This window comes from Spirochaetae bacterium HGW-Spirochaetae-1, from assembly GCA_002839375.1.
Taxonomy (GTDB): domain Bacteria; phylum Spirochaetota; class UBA4802; order UBA4802; family UBA5550; genus PGXY01.
In genome coordinates this window covers 602,934-626,633 of sequence record PGXY01000003.1, presented here as the reverse complement: position 1 = coordinate 626,633, position 23,700 = coordinate 602,934, and the positions used below count along the sequence as shown (strand labels likewise).

General features: G+C 47.6%; 24 protein-coding genes. 15 read left to right on the top strand and 9 right to left on the bottom strand.

Annotation, left to right across the window (positions count from 1 at the left end; genetic code table 11):
• The first annotated feature begins 183 nt into the window (after positions 1-183).
• Complete coding sequence (locus CVV44_07415; GenBank protein PKL40037.1) at positions 184-1,380, top strand: 6-phosphofructokinase; 1,197 nt, start codon at positions 184-186, stop codon at positions 1,378-1,380.
• A gap of 28 nt (positions 1,381-1,408) precedes the next feature.
• Positions 1,409-1,900 carry a hypothetical protein gene (locus CVV44_07410; GenBank protein ID PKL40036.1) on the top strand — a complete coding sequence of 164 codons (492 nt, stop codon included), beginning with the start codon at positions 1,409-1,411 and terminating at the stop codon, positions 1,898-1,900.
• A gap of 1 nt (position 1,901) precedes the next feature.
• Here the strand turns inward: CVV44_07410 and CVV44_07405 are convergent, their stop codons facing one another.
• Complete coding sequence (locus CVV44_07405; GenBank protein ID PKL40035.1) at positions 1,902-2,471, bottom strand: hypothetical protein; 570 nt, start codon at positions 2,469-2,471, stop codon at positions 1,902-1,904.
• A 110-nt stretch (positions 2,472-2,581) separates the two neighbouring features.
• A complete protein-coding gene (locus tag CVV44_07400) occupies positions 2,582-3,364 on the bottom strand; it encodes a hypothetical protein (GenBank protein ID PKL40034.1) in 783 nt (260 codons plus the stop codon).
• 88 nt (positions 3,365-3,452) lie between these two features.
• On the opposite strand from CVV44_07400, the gene CVV44_07395 reads away from it, so the two are divergent.
• The 3 genes from CVV44_07395 to CVV44_07385 all read left to right on the top strand — a co-directional run bounded on the left by CVV44_07395 (position 3,453) and on the right by CVV44_07385 (position 8,549).
• Entirely contained in the window at positions 3,453-3,665 is a 213-nt protein-coding gene (locus CVV44_07395; GenBank protein PKL40033.1) for a hypothetical protein, read from the top strand.
• Positions 3,666-3,813: 148 nt separating this feature from the next.
• Complete coding sequence (locus CVV44_07390) at positions 3,814-7,182, top strand: hypothetical protein (GenBank protein ID PKL40032.1); 3,369 nt, start codon at positions 3,814-3,816, stop codon at positions 7,180-7,182.
• Positions 7,183-7,337: 155 nt separating this feature from the next.
• Entirely contained in the window at positions 7,338-8,549 is a 1,212-nt protein-coding gene (locus tag CVV44_07385) for an aromatic amino acid aminotransferase (GenBank protein ID PKL40031.1), read from the top strand.
• Between the two features lie 58 nt (positions 8,550-8,607).
• Here CVV44_07385 and CVV44_07380 read toward each other — a convergent pair whose 3' ends face one another.
• From CVV44_07380 to psd, 4 genes are read right to left on the bottom strand one after another with little or no spacing between them, the layout of a single operon-like run.
• Entirely contained in the window at positions 8,608-9,060 is a 453-nt protein-coding gene (locus CVV44_07380; GenBank protein PKL40030.1) for a hypothetical protein, read from the bottom strand.
• Positions 9,061-9,083: 23 nt separating this feature from the next.
• Entirely contained in the window at positions 9,084-9,575 is a 492-nt protein-coding gene (locus tag CVV44_07375) for a hypothetical protein (GenBank protein ID PKL40029.1), read from the bottom strand.
• 8 nt (positions 9,576-9,583) lie between these two features.
• Entirely contained in the window at positions 9,584-10,300 is a 717-nt protein-coding gene (locus tag CVV44_07370) for a hypothetical protein (protein PKL40028.1), read from the bottom strand.
• A gap of 43 nt (positions 10,301-10,343) precedes the next feature.
• The gene (gene psd, locus CVV44_07365; protein ID PKL40027.1) at positions 10,344-11,195 is read right to left on the bottom strand and encodes a phosphatidylserine decarboxylase; all 852 of its coding nucleotides are present in this window, start codon (positions 11,193-11,195) and stop codon (positions 10,344-10,346) included.
• Between the two features lie 419 nt (positions 11,196-11,614).
• On the opposite strand from psd, the gene CVV44_07360 reads away from it, so the two are divergent.
• From CVV44_07360 to CVV44_07345, 4 genes are all read left to right on the top strand, one after another.
• Positions 11,615-11,842, top strand: coding sequence for a membrane protein insertion efficiency factor YidD (locus tag CVV44_07360; protein ID PKL40145.1), 228 nt, complete (start codon positions 11,615-11,617; stop codon positions 11,840-11,842).
• A gap of 1 nt (position 11,843) precedes the next feature.
• Positions 11,844-12,728: a hypothetical protein gene (locus tag CVV44_07355; GenBank protein PKL40026.1), complete on the top strand. Its 885-nt coding sequence runs from the start codon at positions 11,844-11,846 to the stop codon at positions 12,726-12,728.
• Positions 12,729-12,739: 11 nt separating this feature from the next.
• Positions 12,740-13,597 (top strand): hypothetical protein, encoded by an 858-nt coding sequence (locus CVV44_07350; GenBank protein PKL40025.1) that lies wholly within the window; start codon positions 12,740-12,742, stop codon positions 13,595-13,597.
• 75 nt (positions 13,598-13,672) lie between these two features.
• Positions 13,673-14,341 (top strand): hypothetical protein, encoded by a 669-nt coding sequence (locus CVV44_07345; protein PKL40024.1) that lies wholly within the window; start codon positions 13,673-13,675, stop codon positions 14,339-14,341.
• Between the two features lie 19 nt (positions 14,342-14,360).
• Here the strand turns inward: CVV44_07345 and CVV44_07340 are convergent, their stop codons facing one another.
• Positions 14,361-14,807, bottom strand: a complete 447-nt coding sequence (locus CVV44_07340) for a hypothetical protein (protein ID PKL40023.1) — start codon at positions 14,805-14,807, stop codon at positions 14,361-14,363.
• On the bottom strand, positions 14,804-15,409 hold the full coding sequence (locus tag CVV44_07335; GenBank protein PKL40022.1) for a hypothetical protein: 606 nt from the start codon (positions 15,407-15,409) through the stop codon (positions 14,804-14,806). Before CVV44_07335 ends, CVV44_07340 begins: the two co-directional genes overlap by 4 nt.
• A gap of 190 nt (positions 15,410-15,599) precedes the next feature.
• Between CVV44_07335 and CVV44_07330 the strand changes: the two genes are divergently transcribed.
• The gene (locus CVV44_07330; protein ID PKL40021.1) at positions 15,600-15,914 is read left to right on the top strand and encodes a TIGR02266 family protein; all 315 of its coding nucleotides are present in this window, start codon (positions 15,600-15,602) and stop codon (positions 15,912-15,914) included.
• 85 nt (positions 15,915-15,999) lie between these two features.
• Here the strand turns inward: CVV44_07330 and CVV44_07325 are convergent, their stop codons facing one another.
• Entirely contained in the window at positions 16,000-17,352 is a 1,353-nt protein-coding gene (locus CVV44_07325; GenBank protein ID PKL40020.1) for a hypothetical protein, read from the bottom strand.
• Positions 17,353-17,568: 216 nt separating this feature from the next.
• On the opposite strand from CVV44_07325, the gene CVV44_07320 reads away from it, so the two are divergent.
• The 5 genes from CVV44_07320 to CVV44_07300 all read left to right on the top strand — a co-directional run bounded on the left by CVV44_07320 (position 17,569) and on the right by CVV44_07300 (position 23,582).
• Positions 17,569-19,629: a hypothetical protein gene (locus CVV44_07320; GenBank protein ID PKL40019.1), complete on the top strand. Its 2,061-nt coding sequence runs from the start codon at positions 17,569-17,571 to the stop codon at positions 19,627-19,629.
• Positions 19,630-19,643: 14 nt separating this feature from the next.
• Positions 19,644-20,312 (top strand): macrolide ABC transporter ATP-binding protein, encoded by a 669-nt coding sequence (locus CVV44_07315; protein PKL40018.1) that lies wholly within the window; start codon positions 19,644-19,646, stop codon positions 20,310-20,312.
• Positions 20,309-21,574 (top strand): hypothetical protein, encoded by a 1,266-nt coding sequence (locus CVV44_07310; GenBank protein ID PKL40017.1) that lies wholly within the window; start codon positions 20,309-20,311, stop codon positions 21,572-21,574. Before CVV44_07315 ends, CVV44_07310 begins: the two co-directional genes overlap by 4 nt.
• A gap of 112 nt (positions 21,575-21,686) precedes the next feature.
• Complete coding sequence (locus tag CVV44_07305; GenBank protein ID PKL40016.1) at positions 21,687-22,556, top strand: RNA pseudouridine synthase; 870 nt, start codon at positions 21,687-21,689, stop codon at positions 22,554-22,556.
• A gap of 18 nt (positions 22,557-22,574) precedes the next feature.
• Entirely contained in the window at positions 22,575-23,582 is a 1,008-nt protein-coding gene (locus tag CVV44_07300) for a hypothetical protein (GenBank protein ID PKL40015.1), read from the top strand.
• Positions 23,583-23,700 lie beyond the last annotated feature (118 nt).

Here is a 23,700-nt window from a genome sequence, read left to right as displayed (position 1 = left end):
TATTTTTTATTTATTAACCTGAATGTAATTCTGCTTTAAAGTATAGATATATTTTCAAAGGAAATTTGCTTTACAAGGCGTATCTAATGAGGTATACCGGGCTTTTTCCGTTCCCGGGTATGCTGACACCTTTCCGGTGTAAAAGCGAATAGTAACTATAATAAAAGGAGATGAAGGATTGCTATGACAACACCGAAGCACAAAAAGGTCGGCATTCTGTTTTCAGGCGGACCTGCGCCCAGCGCCAACGCCGTTATATCATCGGTAGCGGAGACATTTATCAGGGACAATATCCCGGTAATCGGTATTATGCGGGGATATGAATTCATCCAGGACTTCAACAAGAATTATCCGAAACTGCGGAAGGATGTCCATTATGGGAATATAACAGAGGATATAACGAAGATCAGGAACCGTACCGGTATTTTTCTGCGGACGTCCAGGGCAAACCCGGGAAAGGATATTAAAACCATGGAAGACCTGAATGACCCGGTAAAGAACGCCCGTCTCAGAAATATTATCGACGCGCTGGATTATCTTGAAATAGGCGCCCTCATCTCAATCGGCGGTGATGATACCCTGAAGACCGCTAATTTTCTCTGGCTCATGGGACTTCCCGTCATCCATATTCCCAAAACGATTGATAATGACTACTATGGAATTCCCTGGACCTTCGGTTACTGGACTGCCGTGGACACGGCCCAGAAAATACTGCTCAATCTTAAGGCCGATGCCCAGGCAACGGACAGCTTTTTCATCGTTGAACTCATGGGAAGGAAGGCGGGATGGATCACCTATGCCGCAGGCATTTCCTCGGAGTGCATACTTATGTTATCTGCGGAAGATGTCAAGGGCGACACGATTGATATGGATAAGTTCGTGGAGATTATTACCGATGTGATTATAGCGAGGGAGAACGATAAAAATCCCTTTGGTGTTATCGCCGTTTCCGAAGGCCTGGTGGATAAGCTACCCGAGGAATTGAAACCAACGGCGAAGGATAAACATGGGAATGTCCTCTACCGTGAGGCGAAGATATCTTCGGTCCTGGCAGAACATGTCAGGGACAGATACCGCGATAAAACCGGCCTCGACGTGAAGGTGACACCCAAGCAGGTGGGATATGAGACACGGTCCGGTTCTCCCGTGGCCTTTGACGTGGTCATGGGGAGTATGCTGGGATACGGTGCTGCGAAATTCTGCCGCGAAAACAAGTTCGGTGTCATGGTGTCGGTCTCGGACAATTTCGATCTGAAGGCCGTGTCATTTTCAGAACTTATAGATCCGGAAACCATGCTCACCCGCCTGCGGGATGTTCCCCAGGGGAGCGACCTTTTTTCGCTGAAGGAAAATCTATCCTTCTGTAAAATATTCGACTGATGTGCTTGTGTATGGTTAAGGTTCTGTGATGATATCTGAAAAAGAAAATAAGGCCGTCATTATCTTTCTTTCCTTTTGTCTCGTGTTTTCCTGGTCATGCTCCCGGGAGAAGACCTATGGTGACGCCAGTCCTCTCTCGGTTCTCCAGAGGATGCAGTCCGCTAAAAGCATGAAGGATATTCTTTCCTGTTATACGGACGGAACGGTGAGGGTCATCGGCAAGACCATGGATCAGCGGAATATGTCCGAGCAGGCCGTGACGGCCCGCATGGCCCTGGTGGGCCCCGATACGACCTGGGAATGTCTGCACGAAGATGTAAAAAACGATACGGCCCGGTGTGAGATCGTCATCACCGGACACCCCGTCGATAATGTCGTGGGCAGCGCTATAACGCTCACCATGCGCCGTGTCGACGGAAAATGGCGTATTGATATGGAAGATGAAATGACCAGGCTCCTGTCGGAATACAGGGATGACGGGATCGGTGATTACGTGAAGAAGAAATTCAGCGGTTACTAATTCAATAGAGTGATATACCCAGGTTCAGAATGATATCGGAGAGAAGTTCCGTGGCTTCGCCGCTGCCGGGAAACCTCTGAAGAAAATCCAGGCAGAAAATAAAGGCCATGTAGAGGGCGCCCGTTTCTATGTAAAGGTTAATGAGGTTGTAATAGGTCTCTTCGATATTGGGATCATACTCGATGGATTTATGGTAGTAATGAATGGCCATGTCGTGGTTTTCGATCTCCCAGTAAACACCGGCAAGATTGGCATAGGTTATGGCGTCGTCGGGACAGAGCCTGATGGCCCTTTCCAGGATGATCTTCGCTTCTTCCAGCCTCCCCAGTTCGCAGAGGGATATCCCCAGCCCGTTTAACAGCTCACAATCCGTATTATCAATGGCTGCGCCGAAACTGAAGAGCTCAAAGGCCAACTGGTAGTTCTCCAGGTCGAGGAACTCGTATCCGTCGTCGATCAGTTTAAAGGGATCATTTTTGTACTGGGCTATATTTTTCAGGGAAGGCATATTTTCCTTCAGGGTTTGCTGTATTTGTAGTTTATTTTGAATCGTATCTTCCATGGACATCATCTTTTACTGATATCACATACATATAATGATGATGAAAAAATGCAACATTTTTTATGAAAATTTCAGTTTATTTATCAGTAAAAAACAATTATGGACCGCTGACAGTGTCTTTATTCGATGGTCAGTATCGAACAGATATCACCGTTATCATCGGAAGCTGACTTTATATTGTAGAGGTCGGGAACCCATTCGCCGTCCACAATGAACTTATAGCGGTAAGTCCCCCGGGGTATTCTCTTGGTGAGACGCCAGACACCGTCTTTGTGCTGTGTCAGAAGATCATTTTCCGGATTCCAGTTGTTAAAATCACCCACTATTGAAATAAAACGCGCTCCCGGCTTGTATATCCTGAATTCTATGGTGTTTTTACCTAATGCGCGGTAGGTTAGCTGTTTCGACATGAAGGGAGTGACCGGATCTGCCAGGGAAACATAGGAGCCGGAACCGTCATTTTCCCGTATCTGGTTCATGGGATCGGGAGTCCATATCCCGTTTATTATGAATTTGTAGGAAATGGTTCTGTCGTTGTTCTCTCCGGGAAGAAAGTAGTACCATACGCCGAATTTGCTGCGTTTCATGGCCCTGGGCTGCCATGAAGAAAAATTACCGGCTATGGCTGCCTTCATTACTTCCCTGTTTTTATAGGTGAAAAGAGTGCCATTGTTCAGCGTGGGCTTATTCCGGCCCAGGTTGTCTATATCAATCATGGTCATCTGACGGGGAGATGATGATTCTTTCAGATACTGAAGATTATAATAATATTCAGTTTTCAGTTCTTTCTGGTAAGGGCTGAATGAAAAGAGCAGAATTATGGATAATAAGGGGATTTTTTTAAGTGTTCCTGCAGTCATATACATCCTTTTATTTAACAAGTTATACTTTGTTTTTTTCATAATATGTATCAGGGGCTACAATCCCTGTATGCCCTGTGTTATCTTTCATTAATATCGGCTGAACAAGTCTATATCATGAAATCAATCGATGAATTGCATAATCCTGTATTACAAAATGGCTTATTTCTTTTACTTGTTCATTCTTATAGTAATTTTGTCGATAATTGAAGGGAAAATATTAAGTGCAATTAATCATGGGATATACTTTTATTTGAAACCGCCAGGGATTGCTGGTTTTAAGATAATTTACTGTGTGTACCGGTTAAAAGTGATCATTGGGAGCAAATACGGAAAAAATTAATTGATTTTTCCGATAATAAAGTCAATTCTGCATTATGTCTCCTGTTTTACCGGGAAGACATTCGGCAGGGGTTTTCATGGCCGGTCTGACCATCGGTTCGGAGATTAAGTGGATTATGCAGCAGAATTTATATATCAGGTAATGGTAAATGGGTGAATCGGAACAAAGGCAGGCTCCGGTATATACGCCGGACGAGCTGAATGAAATCGGCCGCATCGTTGATGTGATTGAAGGCTATATCTATGGCCCTCATGAGGCCGGTGAAGTAGTTGCCTCGCCGCCGAGGGTTGTTCCCCTGCCGTCGCCAGATTTTGAAGAATCGGAAGATTCATATATGGGCGAGCCCGATGACCTTGATCTTCCCTCCACTGCACTGGATGATTTTTCCACCGACGGGCGAAAGGCCCCGAAGGCCGAGCGTTTTGACGATGATCTCGATATAACTGAAATACCCATGGAAGACCTGTCGGAGGTTTCCCAGGATGATAGCGCCGTGGAAGAAGTTTTTTCCGGTGATGATCTGGACCTGGCTGAAATTTCCGATGATGACCTTGATCGCGGCGGGGCTGCCGAAATGGAGGATATCTCGGACCTGATTGAGGAGGTCCGGGAGCCCCGTGTCGATGAAGATGATTTCATTGAAGACATAACAACGGACCTGGTGGAAGAACCGGAGACCATGGAAGAGGGTTTCCCCGGAGAAGAACCTGTCAGTTTTGACGAAACGGAATTTGAAAAGGCCGCGGAAATTCCTGCAGGCCGTAAAAGAAAGTCTTCTCCTCTCGATGAACTCAACGCGCTTACGGCGGAAGAACCGGAATCCCTTGACATCCAGGAACTGGCCGAACAGGATCTGGTGGGCGAACCTGCCGAGGAGGCCTGGGAAGAGGAAGCCCCTGTCGAAGAATTCTCCGACGGAGATATTTCTGATATTGATATGGATGAGCTGCCATCCCTGGAAGAGCCGCCGGAGCTGCATGCTGCAGCAAGGATTGACAAGGAAATTGATACGGATATCCCCGATCTCTCCGATCTTTCCCTGGAGGAGGCCCCGGAAATGGCCGAGGCCGCAGATACGGATATTCCCGATATCGACCTGGGTGATATGGAGGCCGGGTTCGAGGGGGGAGAAGAATTATCCTCGCGCGAAATGCCCGGCATAGAGGAATTTGAGGAAGTACCGGAAGAAATAGATGATTTTACCTCGGGTGATATCGGGGAAGAGCCCATCATCAGTTCCGCGCCTGACAGGAAAAGTTTTGCCGACGTGGACGACATTGACATTGAACCCATCGATGATGAATCAGGTTCGCGGAAATCCCAATATGCCGATGATTCCGGGGATCTTGCCATTGAGCCGCTTGAGGAGGCGGAAGAGGAACGGGGAAGAGGTTATGCCGATACGGGTGAAGAAACCCTGGAGCTAACCGAGAAGGAACTGAAAAAACTCAAGAAGGCCATCATTCTGTTCAGTCCTGGCATGCGTTCCGCCATAAAGGACACGGTTATAAATGATCTCATTCCTCCGGGTCAGATACGCAAGCTTGTGGACATGATCCTGGAAGGCCGTTCCGAGAAGGTCATACAGCAGTTCCTGGAAAAGAAACTGGGGAGGTCCATATCGACTGCCGAGGAGGTGAGCGGCCGGAAGGTCATTCACGCACGTCCCGAGTATACCAGGGAAGGACGTGAACGGCAGAAAAGGCTTCTCAAATTCACGAGGGTGTTCGGTATTGCTGCAGCCGCCGCTTTTGTTGTGACCATTCTCAGCTATCAGTTCATATATAAACCCGTTATGGCCAAGACCAAGATTAAGGAAGGCGTGGCCCTGATTCTCCAGGCCGGTGATTATGCCGCCAAGCCCAGGGATTACGAGAAGGCTGAAGAGCTGGCCAGGTACGTGGAAGAAAATTATGCGGAGAATTACATTTACGGATTTAATGAATACGGAAGGGCCTATCAGCAGAAGAAGGAATACAACAGGGCCTTTGATAAATTCAACAAGTCATATAAGATCGATCCGCAGAATATCGATACCCTGAACCAACTGGGATATTTTTATGCCCGTATACCCGCCGAATTTTATTCCGGCATCCAGTCCGAGGTTGAAAAAAACTACTATCCGAAAGAGACCTGGAAAAACCGGGTATGGCCGCAGCTCGATGTATCAATAAATTTCTACAAACGCTCCCTTCTTCTCGACCCGGAAAATGTTGCGGCCATGCAGGGTATCGGCAACGCCTATTTTTATCAGGGACAGTATGTGAAGGCACGTAAGTACTATCTGGATATACTGAAGGTGGACAGGAAATCGGTGGTGGGTTTTTCCGGACTACTGAATCTTTATATAGAACGTGATGCCTATGACCTTGTGGCATCGACCCACCGCGAGGTGCAGGACCTGAAAATACTCAATAAGCTTCCGCCGCCGCTTCTGGCCAAGATGGCTTATTATTACATGAGTAAAAGCAAATCCGACAGTTTTAACGTGCGGGTGGATTATGGTGTCCAGTCTCCCCGCCTTCGTGACGTCGATGATAATACGTATCCGGCCGTGGAATCGGTTCTTTCCGCCCTTAATTCAAGGGATCCCGACTATCCTCCTCTGCTGCTCATGAGAGCCAAGTTTGCCCGGATGCAGAATAACCAGAAGTTGGCCAAGCTGTTTCTCGACAGGGCTGTAAAGGGGACACCGAATTATTTCGGCGCCCTCCATCTTATGGGCCGTCACTTCTATGAGATAAAACAGCCCGTAGAGGCCTATGAGTATCTGAACAGGGCAATCCGGGCTTCCGGCAATCCGCCGGAGTTTACCCAGGATGATTTCTATAAAGAAACGGAACAGCTGGGAGAGACATATGCCCTGCTGGGTAATATCTTCTATTATTTCTTTGATAAGGTGAAATACCGTTATGGGAGTCTTGAGGATGAACTGATAGAAGAGGATGTGGAGAAGATGGCCAATTACAATGTGGCCAGGGAAAAATATGAATTGTCCATTTCAGAGAATTATTCCTCTCCGGAGGTTCATTATAATCTGGGGAGGATTTACTATCTGAATCGTCAGTACCGGAAATCCCTTGATCAGTGGCTCTTCCTGTATGAGGATTTCGTGCGAAGACCGGAACTCATGTACGCCCTGGGTAATTCCTTTTACCATCTGGGTAACTATGAGGCGGCAAAAGGGGAATATCTGAAGCTTATCAGTGTCGCCGAATACGAGGCGGAAAATATCAGGATGGCCGATCTTGGCAATAGTGAACATGTGAGGCTCTTCCAGTCCCTGGCATCGGCGTATAACAACCTGGGAGCCATTTATCAACTGCAGGGAGACGATTCAAGAAGCAGCCTGAGCTATTGGAAGGCCATTGATTACGCCAAGAGGCTTGAAATTGAGAATGAGTATGCCCGGGTAAACCTGGCTCGATCGATTAACCGGCAGTCCAAGTCGGAGCCTATTATCGATGAAAACGTACCATATAGCATTGATTATTACCGCGAGGATATGCGACAGTAATGTTTAATTATTGACAAAAATCCACCTGCTTTTTGTATCATAATTTCAGTTCTTTCCAAAAACCGGGCGCTCTAAATCAGGCCCAACCAATCCATGACCTTGTTGAGAGATTCTCTCATTGTTTAAGAAAATCATATTTATGGAGCAGGAATACTATGAGTAATTCTTCTTTTTTTGCGCGCGTTGATCAGGCACCGCCGGACCCCATTCTGGGACTTACCGAGGCTTTTAATGCCGATCCCAATCCACGGAAGGTAAACCTGGGTGTGGGAGTATATCAGGACGGTTCCGGAAAGGTGCCGGTCCTTCAGACGGTACGTGAGGCTGAAAGTAGATGGTATGAACAGGAATCGTCGAAATCTTACCTGCCTATTGACGGTCTGGCTGCTTTCAATAGTGCGGTAAAGGAACTGCTTCTGGGGAAAAATTCAAAACTTATATCGTCCGGCCGGGTCGTTACTGTTCAGTGTCTCGGTGGTACCGGGGCCCTCAAGGTGGGCGGTGATTTTCTGAAGAGATTTTTCCCCGCCTCCACGGTTTATATAAGTGATCCCACCTGGGCCAACCATGGACAGATTTTTGAGCGGGCCGGGTTTTCCATCGGTACATATACCTATTATGACAAGGCGACCCATGGCCTTAATTTTGAGGGGATGATAAGCTCTCTCAAATCACTGCCCGATAACAGTATCGTTCTTCTTCACGGGTGCTGTCATAATCCTACGGGCGTCGATCCCACCAGGGAGCAGTGGAAGGAGATTGTAGAGGTTTTTAAGAACAGGACCCTGGTGCCCTTCATCGATTTCGCCTACCAGGGGTTTGGTGAAGGTATCGATGAAGACGCCTACGCCATACGCCTTTTCGCCGAAGCGGGGCTTTCATGCCTGGTGGCCAGTTCCTTTTCAAAATCTTTGTCCATTTACCGTGAACGCGTGGGAGCGCTGACTATAATAACCGGAAACGCCGATGAATCGAAGAATATTCTGAGCCAGGTGAAGGTGGCCATCAGAAGCAACTATTCCAATCCCACGTCTCATGGCGGACAGATTGCCGCTATTATCCTCACCGACGGGAAGCTCAGGGAACGATGGGAAAGGGAAGTCACGGAGATGCGTGAGCGCATTCAGACGATGAGGGAACTGTTCGTCAGGGGCCTGAAAGAGAAGGGGGTAAAGCAGGATTTCAGTTTCATTGCGAAGCAGAAAGGCATGTTCTCTTTTTCCGGCCTTACAAAAGAAACCGTCGAGACGCTGATACGGGAATACAGCCTGTACATGGTAAGCTCGGGTCGAATCTGTGTGGCGGCCATGAATGAAAAGAACATCCCATTTATCTGCGAATCCATCGCAGCAGTATTGAATAAATAGAAGTGAATTCGGGGAAACCGGCGTCATGCCGGTTGCCCCCGGAAGCGCTGATGGCCTCTCAGTCCTTTCCGCGATTTTTAAGTATGGCGTACTCGAAACCGTCCACGAGTACATTAAATGAAGCGATATTGATATTCTCCGAAAGAGAATAGACCTTCCACACCGTTTCACCATTGGTGAATATGATGGTGACCTCGACCTCCGTGCTGGTTCCGCGCTTGGCATCGAGTATATTAGCCCTGTAATCAATGAGCTGTACGGCCTCAACCTCGGGGAAGAGTGGGGTCAGGGCCTTTTTCAGAACCCTGGCCAGGGCATCAACGGGACCGTTGCCTGTTGATGCTTCATGGATGGCTTTCCCGTCAGCCTCTATCTGAACTGTCGCTTCGGGATGAATCCCGTTGTCGATAAGCCGGTAGGTCCCCATTATGGAAAACGGGGCCTTGTACTTTTTCAGCGACCTGGCTATGGTGAGTTTCTTTGAGGCATCTTCCACTTCGATATTTAGCATAATGGTTTACCGCCGCTGGTTTGTTAAAAAATCATTTTTCCCGAAAGGGGGTTCAGTTTTTCCGTTCTGCCTGAACGGTATTGAAGCAGTATTCTGCTGCTGTTAAAGCTGTATTCGCACAGGTCCTCTTCTATGCGGTGATGCCACAGGGCCGCTCCCTTTTCGGAATCGACCCTGAGCAGATAATAGGCATGGCTGGCATCAATGAAGATGATGAAAAGGGACTGATCGAACTGGGTCTGGAAATAGGGCCGTCCCGGTATGAACCAGGCTGTTGTTCCCGTGGATTTGTCCAGGGCAATAAATTTCCCGTCCAGGTCATTGATTTCACAGGCGACATAAAACCTGTCTCTGTCTTCCAGTATGTCCAGGAGACAGTAAATGTCGTTGAGCTTCTTCGCCCAGAGAATCTTATCCTTTGAATCGTGACGGATTTTGCAGAGAAGAATGGATTTATCCATATCAAACTGCAGGAAAAATTCACCTGAATTGAACGTCTGATGATTGATATCCATATATCCGCTTAAATCAACCCTTTAATTTTCATTCCGGCGATGATGAGCCGGGCAGCCTCCTCCGTGGAGAATTTCCTGTTATTCAGGCAAAAATCATAGTTGTGCGGATCTTCGGGATCGAATTTAATATATTCCTTTACAAAGCGGTCCCGTTCCCTGTTTTTTTCATTGATCAGTTTTTCCGCATCTTTCCGGCTGAGTTTCATGAGATCGCTGATTCTTTTTATTCTCCATTCCAGGGGTGCCGTTACCCTTACATGGAAACCCCTCTTGAGGTCACGGGTAATGACGTTGCTGGCCCTTCCCACGAGAATTACATTGCCGTTTACCGCCATGATACGTATGGTCTCAACCAGTTTGAGATACACCGACACCTGGGGAGGGAACGTGCTGAAGGACGTCTGGATGAGATTGGTCAGATTCTTCCTGGCGTTGCTGGTCAGGGTATGGGTGAGGCTTGATGAAAGGCCCGTATCGTCCATGACCTTGTTGATCAGTTCCCTGTCGTAGGCAGCCCAGATTTTGTCACTGCCGTTTTCTGTGTTTAAAATTTCAGCGATTTTTGCGCCGATCTCGAATCCGCCTGAACCGTATTCGCGGGAGATGGTGATAAAGGGTGCCAGCGGAGTCTGTTGGGTGTCGGACAGTTCGATTTTATCTTTTCGCGCCTGCCACTGCCTGACCTGGGAGTTGATAAAATTGTTCATGGTTGTATGTCTGGGCATGATATTTCTCCTGCCGTGATAATTGTATCAATAAATCGTCGGATTAAATGAATCTTCCGATCTTCTGCCCTACACGGACTTTTTGTCCGGTCTCCAGTTTTTCAAAAGCCATTATATTTTTCTGAAAAAGAAGAACAACCGTGGAACCCAGATGGAACATACCGATTTCGTCACCGGCTCCAACCTGCGGGGATTCATTTTCAGAGTACAGTACTTCTGTTCGCGTCCGGAAAATCCTGTTTGTTACCACAGGGGAATGGGATATGGAAATTCTTCCAACGTTCATGGCTCCTACCTTGCAGACTGCCACCATGCCGCGCCTGGTTCTAATGTAGCTGATGATTCGTTCGTTAATTGCAAAAAGGTTCCTCAGGCCCTGGACCATGAATTCCTGTACCGTGTAAAGCTTCCCCGGCAGGTTGAAGTAACCGGTTATTGTGCCGATCACGGGGGAATGAATACGATGATAATCGGCGGGAGAAAGATACAGGGTCATGAAGGACCCGTCGGTGAAATGGTCGGCCGATTCCGAGGGGATGAGGTCCCGAAGGGAATAATCTATCCCCTTGGCCTGGATGATCCGTTCTCCGTCAATGGGGCCGAACTGATCGAGCCGACCGTCCACGGGGGAGAGAATGTCGTCGGGTGATGATGAAAACCGGTGGACACCTTTTTTCAACTGACGCGTGAAAAATCCGTCAAAGGTCCTGAATCCGTCGGGGGGGGTATCTATTTCATCGACGTTCACCTGGAATTTTTTACAATACCAGCCAATGACGGGATTAAGAATGAACCCGGGTAAGGGGATTTGTGTGACATATCCGAATATACGCGATATGAAGGATTTCGGTGTTATTTTAAATAAGAAAATAATCAAATCTATTTTACTGTTCATGTAATAAAAGCACTCTTCTTTTTAAACTGTTTTCAGCACGGACGGATCCGTAAATATTAAATGAGGGATCTCACGCGGACTACAACGAATCCGATGAAAAGACCCAATGCTATTAAAACTAACGATGGACAGAAACAGTGTCAAGTATTAAATACCTGGCTCATGCGGGCTGTTTTTTATTTGACATGGGACTGTTTCTGGTGGGATACATATTCAGGTTGATTTTTAAGATGAAAAAGTTAATACTATTTTATACTTTCCTTGTTGCGGCCCTGGTGCTCCAGCCCCTGTATGCCCGTCCTGGCTTTGGTCCCTGGAACGCCGATATCGCCACGGGTGATGAAAATGTTCAATGGCATCACGAAGAGAGTCGTCATCCCGGTTACGGGCATCATGATGGTAATTCCGTGTATAATGGCATGCAGGGGGGTGCCCTGGCGCTCATTCGGTTTTTTCAGATAGTCATATCACCTCAGGACGGGCCAAGCTGCCGCTACAGGCCCGTTTGCAGCGCATACGGCAGGCAGGCCGTGGAGCGGCACGGGGCACTCCTGGGGGCCCTCATGGCCGGCGAAAGAATTCTCCGCTGCAATCCGTATAATCAGCCCGGTGATGATCCTGTTCCCGGCAGCCTGTGCGGTAAATAACATGAGATATTTGGTAACACAGGTGCTGATTTCCCTTCTGGTGTTCAACGGCGCGGCTCTGTATGCCCGGGATGGATTTCGTGAAAGGCAGAGGGATTTCATTCTTTCACTTTTTAATGAAGGGCGCTATTTTGATTCCATTGCCGAAGCCCGGAAATACATGGCCTTCAGTGGGAGTCGGAATGGAGAACTGGATTATTTCATAGCAGCGAACTATTTTCTGGGAGGGCAGTACATCTGGACGATTGACCATATCATGTCCCGGAAGGACCGGCTTCCCGATTACAGGGAGCAGATTTTGCTTTCGCAGTCCTTCATGAGGCTGCATGATTGGGGACAGAGCATAGCTGCTGTGGCAGCGGCGGATATTACTGGCGTTGATAGCGCGTATCGTTATGACGTATTGCTCCGGCAGACCGAGGCATATCTTTATAATGACGATTTCAGTGAAGCCCTGGATATGCTTCTCAGGCAAAAGGATTTATTCGGGGGGAAAAGAGAGTTTCTTTCCCTGGTGGGTGATCTTGAGGAGTACCGTAAACTGCATTACCGTTCCGGTATGGCTGCCGGGATTCTATCGGCCCTTTTACCCGGGGCAGGCCAGATGTATGCGGGCCGTTATACCGATGGCATTCTGAGTCTCCTGGGCGTGGCCGCCACCCTGTTCGGAGGGCTGTATCTTTACAGCCGTAATGAAAAGGGACCGGCCTTTTCGTTGTTTTTCTTTTCCGGGCTTTTTTACGGTGGTACTATATACGGTGCCCATAATTCGTGCCGCACTTATAACAGGACTTTAAATGAAAATTTCAGAAAGGGCATCCTGTCGGAACATGTTCCGGCCTTTGATCCTATGCGCTATGTTGACAGGAATGCAATGTTCAGGTAAGCGGGGTGGCATTGAAAACACTGTACACGGCAGCATTTATAATGATCACGGTTCTCTTTGCACTGCCCCTTGCTGCAGGCGGGGAGGATATCATGACCTGTGCCCGGCTCCATTACGACAACGGGGAGTATTATAATGCCGTGACGGAGACGATGCGGTACCGGTTTCTTTATCCCGATGGGAAATATGTTCCAGCCGGCATGCTTCTCGCCGGGAAAGCCTATTTTCGAGGAGACAATTATTCCCGGTCCATGGAACTCCTGGACGATTGTGCGCTGCGATATGGGAAGACTCCCGAGGGAGAAGAGGCGCTTTTTGTCGGCGCCATGGCGCGGCTGAAGCAGGGGTCGCCTCTTTTTGCTCTGAGCAATTTCAGTAAATACATGGATGTCTATGGTGATTCCCTCTACACCGAGAAGGTCATCTTCAACAGGTGCTACGGCGCTGCTCTCCTCAATGACTTCGAAGGATCACTGCAGTTGGTTCGCGAGTACCGGGAGAAATATCCCCGTGGTGAATATCTGGAACAGGCGGGGATGCTGGAAGGAGATGTGGTGGGGGAAATGAACCGGCCGCTAAAAAGCCCCTTGGGGGCAGTTATGGGTTCGATGCTGGTCCCTGGTTTCGGCCATTTTTACACGGGAAATTACCGGACCGGCTTCTTTACTCTCATGACAAATGCCGTTTTTATATCGCTTATCGTTCACGGCATTATGACGGGGAATATATTCCAGTGGATGTTTTTCGGATTTGTCGAGCTGAACTTTTACCAGTATTCCATAATTGGCGCCATGCGAAGCGTTTATGAATACAACAGCCGGGATGATTTCCAAAGGCGTCTTAGAATGAAGGTAAGTGTTGATTTTTAGCATTTTGCCGATGGGTGCAGGAAAAGCATGTTCTGGCGTTGACTGATATGTTATGCGAAAAGGGATGAATGTAATATGAATGGAAATGATAAAAAAGATGACGAAAAGAAAAGTCTATTCAGCCGTTCCGCCGAGGAGATCATAAAAGAGGCAGGTACCATTGTCGACTATGAGAGCCTGCTTAAGGAAAAGAACCTGGAGGATGTGGCTGAAGAGATACTTCAGGCCAGCTATGGCGAATTCGACATCATGAAAAAGGACACCATGGACAGGTTTCTTGATTATATCTATTTCAAGGTTCAGACCGGGTACTGGGAAACGCCCAGCATGGCCTATCCCACGAAGAGAATGAATGACCGGGTCCTGGAGGGAAAGATAATTGAGATCCTTAACGAACACCTGTACCCCGATATCGTTCTCAAGATACTGAAGTTTTTTACCAGGAATATCTATGATCCCGATTCGAATCTCTATGTCGCCAATCTCATATATTCTGAAAACATAATTCGATCTCTTTATGATACGTATAATCTTTTCAAAAAGGATATCTTTCAGGGCAACAAGGACAAGCGAAGTCTCAACGTGAAAAGAATACAGCAGTTCTCTCCGCGCAGCGACAACAAGCTGTCTTCTCCTCTTGACGCCGCGGCACGGTTAAAATATGTGCTGGAGTTCCTGGCTATAAAAAATAAGGTGGATCATATCTATACAAAGGAGAGCCTGGCCCTGAGCAGGGACCTGTGAGCCCGAGGGTGTTGACCTGTTATGGAATTTTTTCTATAATGTCAGACGGGGAACGCATAAGCTCCTTCACAAAAATGTTTTTATATCGTCCCGAGTCTGAAAAGGATTCGGTGTTGTTGTAGAGGGGTTTGTATGTTTTTATCAGCCAGAAAAGGACGTCCTTCAGATCCTTCTGGGGTCCTTCGGCAACGGTGTAATTGAAATAAATCTCCTCGGGGTTGATCAGTTCCCGGAGTGCCTTGAATCTCGGTGTGGGAAGCATGAAATTTTTTAGTCCGTCACGAAGCCCCTCGCGCCAGCAGTCGAAATAAAGGAGAGGCACATAACGGTTTGTTTTGTTCTGGAACAAGCCGATGATGCCGGGCAATACCGGCAGGGTCCGGGAAGAAGAAAACCTGTCGTATTTATGAATCTCCGACCAGGCGAGGGCATAATAAACATCGTTGTTGATTACATTTTTTTTCATTCCTGTTCCATTGTTCTTTTTTCATTCAGTTTTTTTATCAGGTTTGTCAAAATGGATAGAAGGGCGTCTCCTCTCCTGGAAAGATCCAACTCGTTAAATAGACCATACCGTCCGTGAAAGTCCAGCACAAAATAATTCGATATGAAATCAATGAGCTGATTTATGTTTACCAGGTAGTTGAGAAGGTTTATCAGTTTATCCGATTCGTCTACGTTGATGAGAAAAATGAGTTCCTGCGATTTTTTGCGGAGATTATCCATGAGTTCGTGGGATACTTTCGGCTCTTCTTCTATTACAACCTCGAAAAGAGCATCCTTGAATTTTCTGACATGGACAATTTTTACCCTTGAAAGGCCTTTTACCTCAAGTTTTACGATTTTATCCTGCGTTTCGGCGTTGTTGACTTCCACTAGTGTCGCTATTTTATTTCTGGAGAAAAAAATATCAAAAATCGACCGGACAGGGAAGGCTAATATTTTATCGCCTGCCTGTATTTTACGCGACGAGGGGGAGGCGCCCAGTTCAACCTTCATTGCACAGAAGGGGAAAATTACGCGTTTTTTAAGATAGAATATTTGCAATCTGTATTGTGTCATTGACATTTTGACTTTATGACATTACCATCATTCTTTTGATTACATAAAAAAAGATTGTAATATTTGTCAATATGTATATAATGTTATCACTATTGAGAAGGGAAAAATTGATTTGCCGCCATTCAGTCAAGCCATGTATGGACCGGAGAGGCGGCAGGTTGAAAAATTTAAATAAACCGGTGACGGGAGATGTCATATGGATGATAAAAGAAAATCGGGAAGAATAAAAAAATCCATTAAATGCGAGGTATACTCCGATGGGCTTACCTTCAGCAGCACCATCGATATCAGCGATGGTGGGATGTTTATATCCACTCCTGAACCATTGAATGAAAATTCCGAAGTTGATCTCGTGCTGCATTTACCGGGGACGGATCCCATTGATCTAAAGGCGAGGGTCCGCTGGAACAGGGATGAAAGGGATGAAGATATACGTGCCGGCATGGGTGTGGAGTTTTTGAATCCTACAACTAAGCAGACCGCTCTGATAAATAAGTACCTCGAAGGCTGATTGTTTTCAGTTGTGACGGTATCATGGAATCTCCTTCTTCCTGCAGGAAGAAGGACGAATAGAACGGAACTACCCTGCGCCTGACTCAGGAGATTTTAATATGCCCCACCCTGGCTATTGCCTTGATCAGAAAAAATCCGAAGGTGGTGAGATTCTCACCCTGCGTAAGATAAATCCGCTTTATGATGAAGGCACAGGCGTATTTTCTCATTTCTCCGCTCTGGATTATCCTGAAGAGGCCGCTGAACTTTTCCTCAAAATAGACTGAGAACAGGGCCATAAGAAAGGCCTCAATGGCGTCCTTGTTTTTATCGGAATAAAATTTGAGAAAAGACTCCTTTCGGTTGTTATAGATAAATTTTTCGGCAAAGGCCCTGACGCTCATGTCCATGAATATTACCAGATCGAGAATATCAATGACAGACCTGCTGTTGCCCGGAGCCTGAAGCGCTTCGGGCATGGCGGTAAAAGTTGAGAATAGACCGGAAATTATTTCATGCAGCGTATCCTCGTCGGGAGTATCTTTTGTTATAGGGGTGAAAAGATCGATGATGATGGAGTCAATCTTGCTGCCGTATTGCCGCCCAAAGGGCGTCATCATAAGACGGTCATTAAACATTCTGGCCTGAACGTTTTGGAAGGCCGAATGGCCCCCATCCTGGGCCGGCCGTGACGGGGTCTCTTCCGTGTAGGTTTTTTTATCGCTGCCCCGGAGTCGTGCCAGTTTCATGCTGGAGAAAGTGTCTAGAATCTTGTTGATGTTGCCGCTTACCCGAATCAACGACATGTAGGGTTCGCGTGTTGCCACGAGCTGGTTTCTTCTTTCCGGGTCATCCTCGTTGAAGAAAAACTTCATGTAGGTTCTGTCATTCCACCAGTCTGAGCGGGCTATGAAGGTGATATATGCATCGTGAAGAGTTGCGGCGATAAAGCCATGCTGCGCCTTGGATGAAACGGTGACGTCACTTTTACTGAGATCGATGTATGTCTTGACATGGCCCCGCAGCTCATTAATGGGCATGGACTGGGTTGTGTTGCTTTTTCCCATGTTCATATTATACTGTTGGGTCTGATGGGTGAGCCTGTTTTCCAGTATGTTTCTGATGGAGATAAATGAGGAAATACTCTCGGGATTGACGGAATCGGAAAAGATATTCGAGATATATTCATCTTCCAGGTCTCGCGTGCCTTTCTGGGCGATAAGGCTTATTCGTGAGAGGGCGCGAATTTTGAGGAGTAATTGAAGTATTTCATTCAATTGTTCCCTGTTAAGGCTGTAATTATAGTTGATAAGGGCCGAAAGCTTTCCTTCCGACAGTATTTCGGCATAATCGGTAAGTTTGTTTATAATTTTTACCAGTGATGCATGCTCAAGAAAATCGGCAATTTTATTAAGTGCACTTGTTTTCTGCTCATCGATGAAGAGGTCCTCATCCATAGTACATTCCCCGGGTACAATATTTTACACATTGTATGACTTTTCCATGCAATGTAAATAAAAAAAAGATACCGTGGTCCATTATATGGGAAAGTATGAACAGAATGTCCCCCGTGTATGCGGCAGCAGATTTGGAATAGAGTCAGAAATGTTATTGACTTCCGGTAATTTTAATAGTTAAAATAATATTCCTGAAAAAAAAGTAGGTATATAAAAATGAAAATTTGCAATGACAGTAGCAGAATTATCATCGTTGAAGATGATATGTCAGCGGCAACCATGCTGAAAAAGATACTGGAAAAGTGCGGGCATGAAGTAGTGGCTGTTACCGATACGGGAGAAGACGCTATTGAAAAGTCCTCCAGCCTCAAGCCGGATATGGTGCTCATGGATATCAGTCTCGGCGGCAAAGTGGACGGGGTAGACGCGGCCAGGGAGATTTTCAAACGTTTTGATATACCCTTTATCTACATAACCGGCGGTGTTGATGATGACACCTTTGAAAGGGCAAAGGAAACCATGCCCTTCGGTTATATATTAAAGCCCTTCAATTATAATATACTGGTCAGCACTATTGAACTGGGTCTGTATAAATTCCGCATTGAGAAAGATCTGCGCGAGAGTGAGAAAAGAAACCAGACCATGCTGTCGGCCATTCCCGATATTATGTTCAATCTCCGGCCCGATGGTTCCTTTCTCCGAAGGGGGGAGGCTGACCTGGCAAAAAACGTCTGGTCCGATGCCATTGCACAGAAAGCCATGCCTTCTATTAAACAGGTGGTTAAAAGCGGAGAGCCCAGGATTGTGGAGTACGCGTCGAAAAAAGGCGGCGTCGTCAAACACCTGGAGGCAAGGATACTGAAGAGTGTGGACGGCTCGGCACTTGTGATTATCCGCGACATAACAGAAAGGAAAAATGCCGAACGGGAGCTCATGGAATACAAAGAGACCCTGGAAAAAAAAGTCGAGGAAAGGACACAGGAACTCTCCAAGATAAATCATAGCCTTCTGGAGCAGATACAACTCCGGCAGCAGTCGGAAGAGAACCTGCGGCTGTTTAGCCTTGCCTTCAACCAGAGCCCCTATTACGCCCTCATCGTGGATAAAAACGGCATGGTTCTCTACGTTAACCAGAAATTTATAGAGCTCTCGGGCTATGATATGGATGAGCTCCTGGGAATGAATGTCCAGGAAGCGGGGAATCCCGTACTGCCGGAACCGGAGTTGTGGCGGAAGATGGCTCAGGGGTCGCGGTGGCATGGCGAGGTCTATGGCCTGGCGAAGGGAGGCTCCCTTTATTACGGGCTGGCATCGGTTTCAGCCCTCCGCGATGAGGAAGGCGAGGCAACGAAGTATGTCATTCTGGCTGAGGACATCACCCGGCAGAAGAAGGAGCAGCTTGAAATCAGCAAAATGCGGGAAATACTGGACAAGAGCCGCGTGGATCAGATCGACATGGACATGGACTGGCGTGACTGGAAAGACAAGATGATGAGCAGAAATATCTCCAGGACCGACAAGTCCCTCTTCAGAAATATCAATAACAGCTTTACCCAGGGAGCGGGATTCGGCGCCCTCATCTCTCTCCTGGAGATGATGAGTTCGTCGGCGGAGCAACGGGGTGATAAGCATCTGGTGGAAAGCAGTATTTTCGAGTTGGTAAAAAGCAACATGGGCATAGCCATGACTGCCTTCAAGATGTTTTCCAATATAGACTGGATAATTACCAATGATTTTCAGCTCGAGAAGGCTACCTTTCATGAGCTCTATGATCTGGTGAATGTTGCCATTGGAGAGGTGAGGGAATACTGCGCCATCAAACAGCAGACCATCATAGTCAGTGACTTTAACTACCAGTATAGTGACCTGACCCTGAACCTGAACCGTGAATACATGTCCAAGGCAATCTACGAGGGACTCATCAACGCCCTGAAATTTTCAAAAAAGAAAACCTATATCACCGTCATCGTTTTTGTCTCGGGAATCAATGTGGAAATCGCCATACTCAACGATCCTGAAAAGGGCGATGAAAATCTCTACGGGATTCCCATCGAATATGAAAAGGTGATCTTTGAACCCTTCTTCCGTCTTTCCAAACTGGTTTTTGAGCAATATAGAACACTTGATTTCGGTCTCGGCCTGACGCTTGTGGAAAAGATAGTCACCAAGCATGGCGGTGAGGTGGTGGCAAGAAATATACTTGACCATTCGGATCTGAAAAGAGAACCTGTTGTCAAGGTAAACCTGACCATATCCCTTCCTATTATACGACAATAAGGGATCCTCTGAGCATGGTACTAAGTCTCCATAATGTTAAAAAGTATTACCGTATAGCCGGGAAAAAGACAGCTGTCCTCCAGGGGCTTGACCTGTCTCTTGACCGGGGGGAGATTGTTTCCATAACGGGAAAGTCGGGCTGCGGAAAAACCACCATGCTCAATATCATTGCCGGTATCACGCGGGCCAGCAGCGGGGAAATTTATTTCCACGACAGGAAGGCCTGGACCGGCCTTGACAGTATGAATGCCCGGAGGAGGAACCGGGAGATGGGATTTATATTTCAGACCTTCAGGCTCATGCCCCGGGAATCGGTCATGTCCAATGTGCTTCTCCCGGCCAGGATAAAGGGCAGGCTTGACCGCGAAACAAGGGAGTATGCCAGTGAAATCCTGGGCAGGCTGAAGATATATAAATTCCGGGAGAGCGATGTGAGTATTCTGTCAGGCGGGCAGAAACAGCGCGTGGCTATTGCCAGGGCCCTCATAAACAAGCCGTCAATAATTCTCGCCGATGAGCCCACGGCCAATCTTGACAGGGCCACGTCCATCGACATCTTCAATGTGCTCGAATCCATACGCGATGAGGACAGGGCCGTTCTGATCATCACCCACAAGGATTATATGCACGAGCGTTCGAATAGAGTCTTCACCATGGAAGGGGGATCGCTTCTGCCGGTATGATGCAACGTATCTATCTTATAATCAAGGAACTCCTGAGCGGCAGGTTCATCAGCCTCATCGTGTTTTTCGCCATTACTACTTCGGTTTTCACCGCTGGATTTTTTACGGTCACGGGTAATGCCTTCAACAAGTATATCAATACGCGATTCTCAAGCGCCATTCCTCCCCAGACCATAAAGGTTTCGCCCCCGGAGAGAAAGAACCTGCTGTTCTTTCGTTTCGGCAGAACGGGCGCGCCTTTTCTCGATGACCGGGGCCTGGGGAAAATAAAAAAAATTTCAGGTGTGACGGGGATTTACCCTGTCCTGACGGCGCATGTTCCCATGCAGGCCCGCATATCTCTTTTCGGCCTGAACTACCAGATCGACCTGCTGGCCCTGGGAGTGCCCTATGCCCTTGTAAAGGATGATATGCCTTTGGCCGGGGACAGGGCCCTGTGGAACCGGAAACTTTTTGATGTGGAAATTCCCGTGCTCCTGTCCGACAGCATACTGCAGGCCTACAATGACGGTATGGCTGAACCAAACGGCCTTCCGAGAATCAGCCGGGAACAGGCCATGGGGCTCCGGTTCAATCTCTATTTCGGACAGTCCAGCATCCGCCGCCTGGAAAAACCCGTGTCGCTTTCAGCCAAGGTTGCGGGATTCACCGGTTCGATGAATACACTGGCCCTTATCCTTCCCCTGCAGGCTGTCAGGCACTATAATAATCATTTTGCCGAAGATAAAGAAAGGGACCGGGAATATCTCTATGCCTTTGTAAAGACCCGCGACCATGCATCACTTCTCTCCGCTTCGTCGCAGCTGAAAAAGATGGGGTACACCGTTGAAACGGAGCGTAACATATCACAGCAGATAGTGAACCTGAAGAACAACGTACAGGCTGTTATCGATATTCTGTTATACCTTATACTGGGCCTGGCAGCCCTGGCCGTATCTTTTTCCACCATGATTGCCGTCATGAACCGCATCGAGTATTATCGGATCATGCGCATCGTGGGGGCCTCGAAGATATTCATAACGACTACTATTCTCATCAAGTACCTGGTTCTGGGCGGAGCCGGAGCATGGTGCGGAATTACGCTTCTGAAAACACTGGGAGCCATGGTGACGGCAGGGATTCCCCTTCCCGGTCTTTCCATAACGTTCATGCTTGACAGGGACACCCTGAACCGGGCGGTCATGGCCGGCACGCTTATCCCGGTACTCTCCACGATTCCGGCACTGGTTCGCCTTTATGCCGTGGCTCTGAGCAGGGATTGAGAGACTCCCGTATTGTGGAGGAAGTACCGGACAGGGACCATGGGCTGTTGGAAAATTACATGATTAAAAAAAAGTACCGGGAGGAAATATCCTGCTGATTATCCAAACCCATATGGTATCCGCACCGGCTGACAAAACACGCTTCAGCGATTATGCCGTGGACCTGTTCAGCCACATCTATTCGCGTAAGAGGGTGAAGAATGCCATTAAAAGCGGTAATCTTCTCCTGAATGGTGAGCCTGCGGAAACGGGACGCTGGGTTAAAACCGGTGACAGAATCGATCTCGTGGATCATGAGAAAAAAGCACCGAAATCCTATTACATGAAAATAGAAATTGTGTATGAGGATGATCACTTCGCCGTGGTGCATAAACCCGCGGGAATCGTCGTCAACGGAAACCGTTTCAGGACCCTGGAAAATGCCCTGCAGGAAAATATAAATAAATCTCCTTTGGAAGACGCGCTGCAGTGGCCCAGGCCGGTGCACCGTCTCGACTCAGCCACGAGCGGCCTGCTCCTGGTGGCGAAAACCGCCAGGGCCAGTACTGATCTTGGCAGGCAGTTCGCGGAACGAACCATCTATAAAATCTACCGGGCCGTTGTCGTTGGCACGATGCCGCTTCAGGGCGTTATTGATGAAAAAATTGACAACCAGGATGCCGTGACGTCTTACGCGCTGATTAAGACCGTCCCTTCACTGAGAAATGAATCCCTTTCCCTGGTGGAGCTCTATCCAGAAACGGGACGGACCCACCAGCTGCGCATCCATTTGAGCCGGGCCGGCCATCCCATTATGGGCGACAGGATATACGGCCGGGAGGGCAATACCCTGCTTCACAAGGGTCTTTTCCTTGCAGCCGTAGGTCTTGCTTTCACACATCCCATTTCCCGGGAGCAGCTTGATATCCGCGTGAATGAACCGGAAAAGTTCAATTCCCTGCTGGAGCGCGAGGAAAAGCGATGGAGAAAGTATACTGTATGAAGGCTGATTCAGACAACCATGGAAGACAATGAATTAAAACTGGCAGAGTCGGTTTTGGATGCAGGGCATCCGCCGCTTCGTTTCCCGTCCCGGCTTGAAAAGGAATATATCCGGTATCACGCCGAAAACAGGCTCATCATATCTCCGCTCCTGCTTTTTTCCGGACTGGCCGTTTTTATTCTGTTTGTCATCCTGGACTTTCTTGTCTTTCCCTTTAGTTCAGCGGTGCTGGCCTGGATTATTCGGGGTGTAACATCCGTCATTGTCATCTCCGTCATTTTTCTGTACCGCTTCGTGCTGAAGAGGCACATGGGCCATGTAATCATTGCGGGATCAATGATCTTCGTTAATGCGGCTGTTGTGTGTATCGATGTTTTGGGCGTCAACAGCGCAGGTTATGTGCTGGCCCCGGGTTCGCTTTTCGTCATAATCGGCGTCTGCACATTGATACGATTTCCTTTCTGGGTGTCCCTGAGAGTAATCGGTATCATGGTGCTGACACAGATGGCCGGCCTGATCTTTTTTACCGGGCTCGGGGTAATTGATCTGTTGTACAACCTGTTTTTTTTCGGCTTTATCATTATCATGCTTCTTTTTTTAAATTACAGTGTGGACATGGACAGCAGGAAAATTTTTCTGCTCAATATATTCAGGAAAAAATATGAGAAGTCCGGTTTGAAAAATGATGACCGGGAGAATTATGCCAGAACTCTTTATGAATATATGTGTGAAGAAAAGCCCTTTCTTGATCCCGAACTGCGCATCGACGATGTTGCGGCGGCTCTTCAAGTGAAGCGGCATTATCTTTCGCAGATAATCAGCGAAAAGTACGGAATGAATTTTTACAGCTATATCAACGGTTTCCGCGTTGAAGAGGCGAAAAAACTGATGTCACGGAGTGATGAAGACATAAATCTCCTCGGGATCGCCTTTGAAACGGGATTCAATTCCAAATCCACCTTTAACCGGACCTTCAAAAGCCTTACCGGCATGACCCCTTCGGAATTCAGAAAAATTTCCCGGTAGAGAAGGTATATCCCTCTCCATGCGGCGGGATATGCATTGCCTGGCATAAAAAAACAGTCCGGGCGGAATAAGAAAAGGTGTCATCTTAGCGGCTAGGTCGATTTATTTTAAGAAAAGG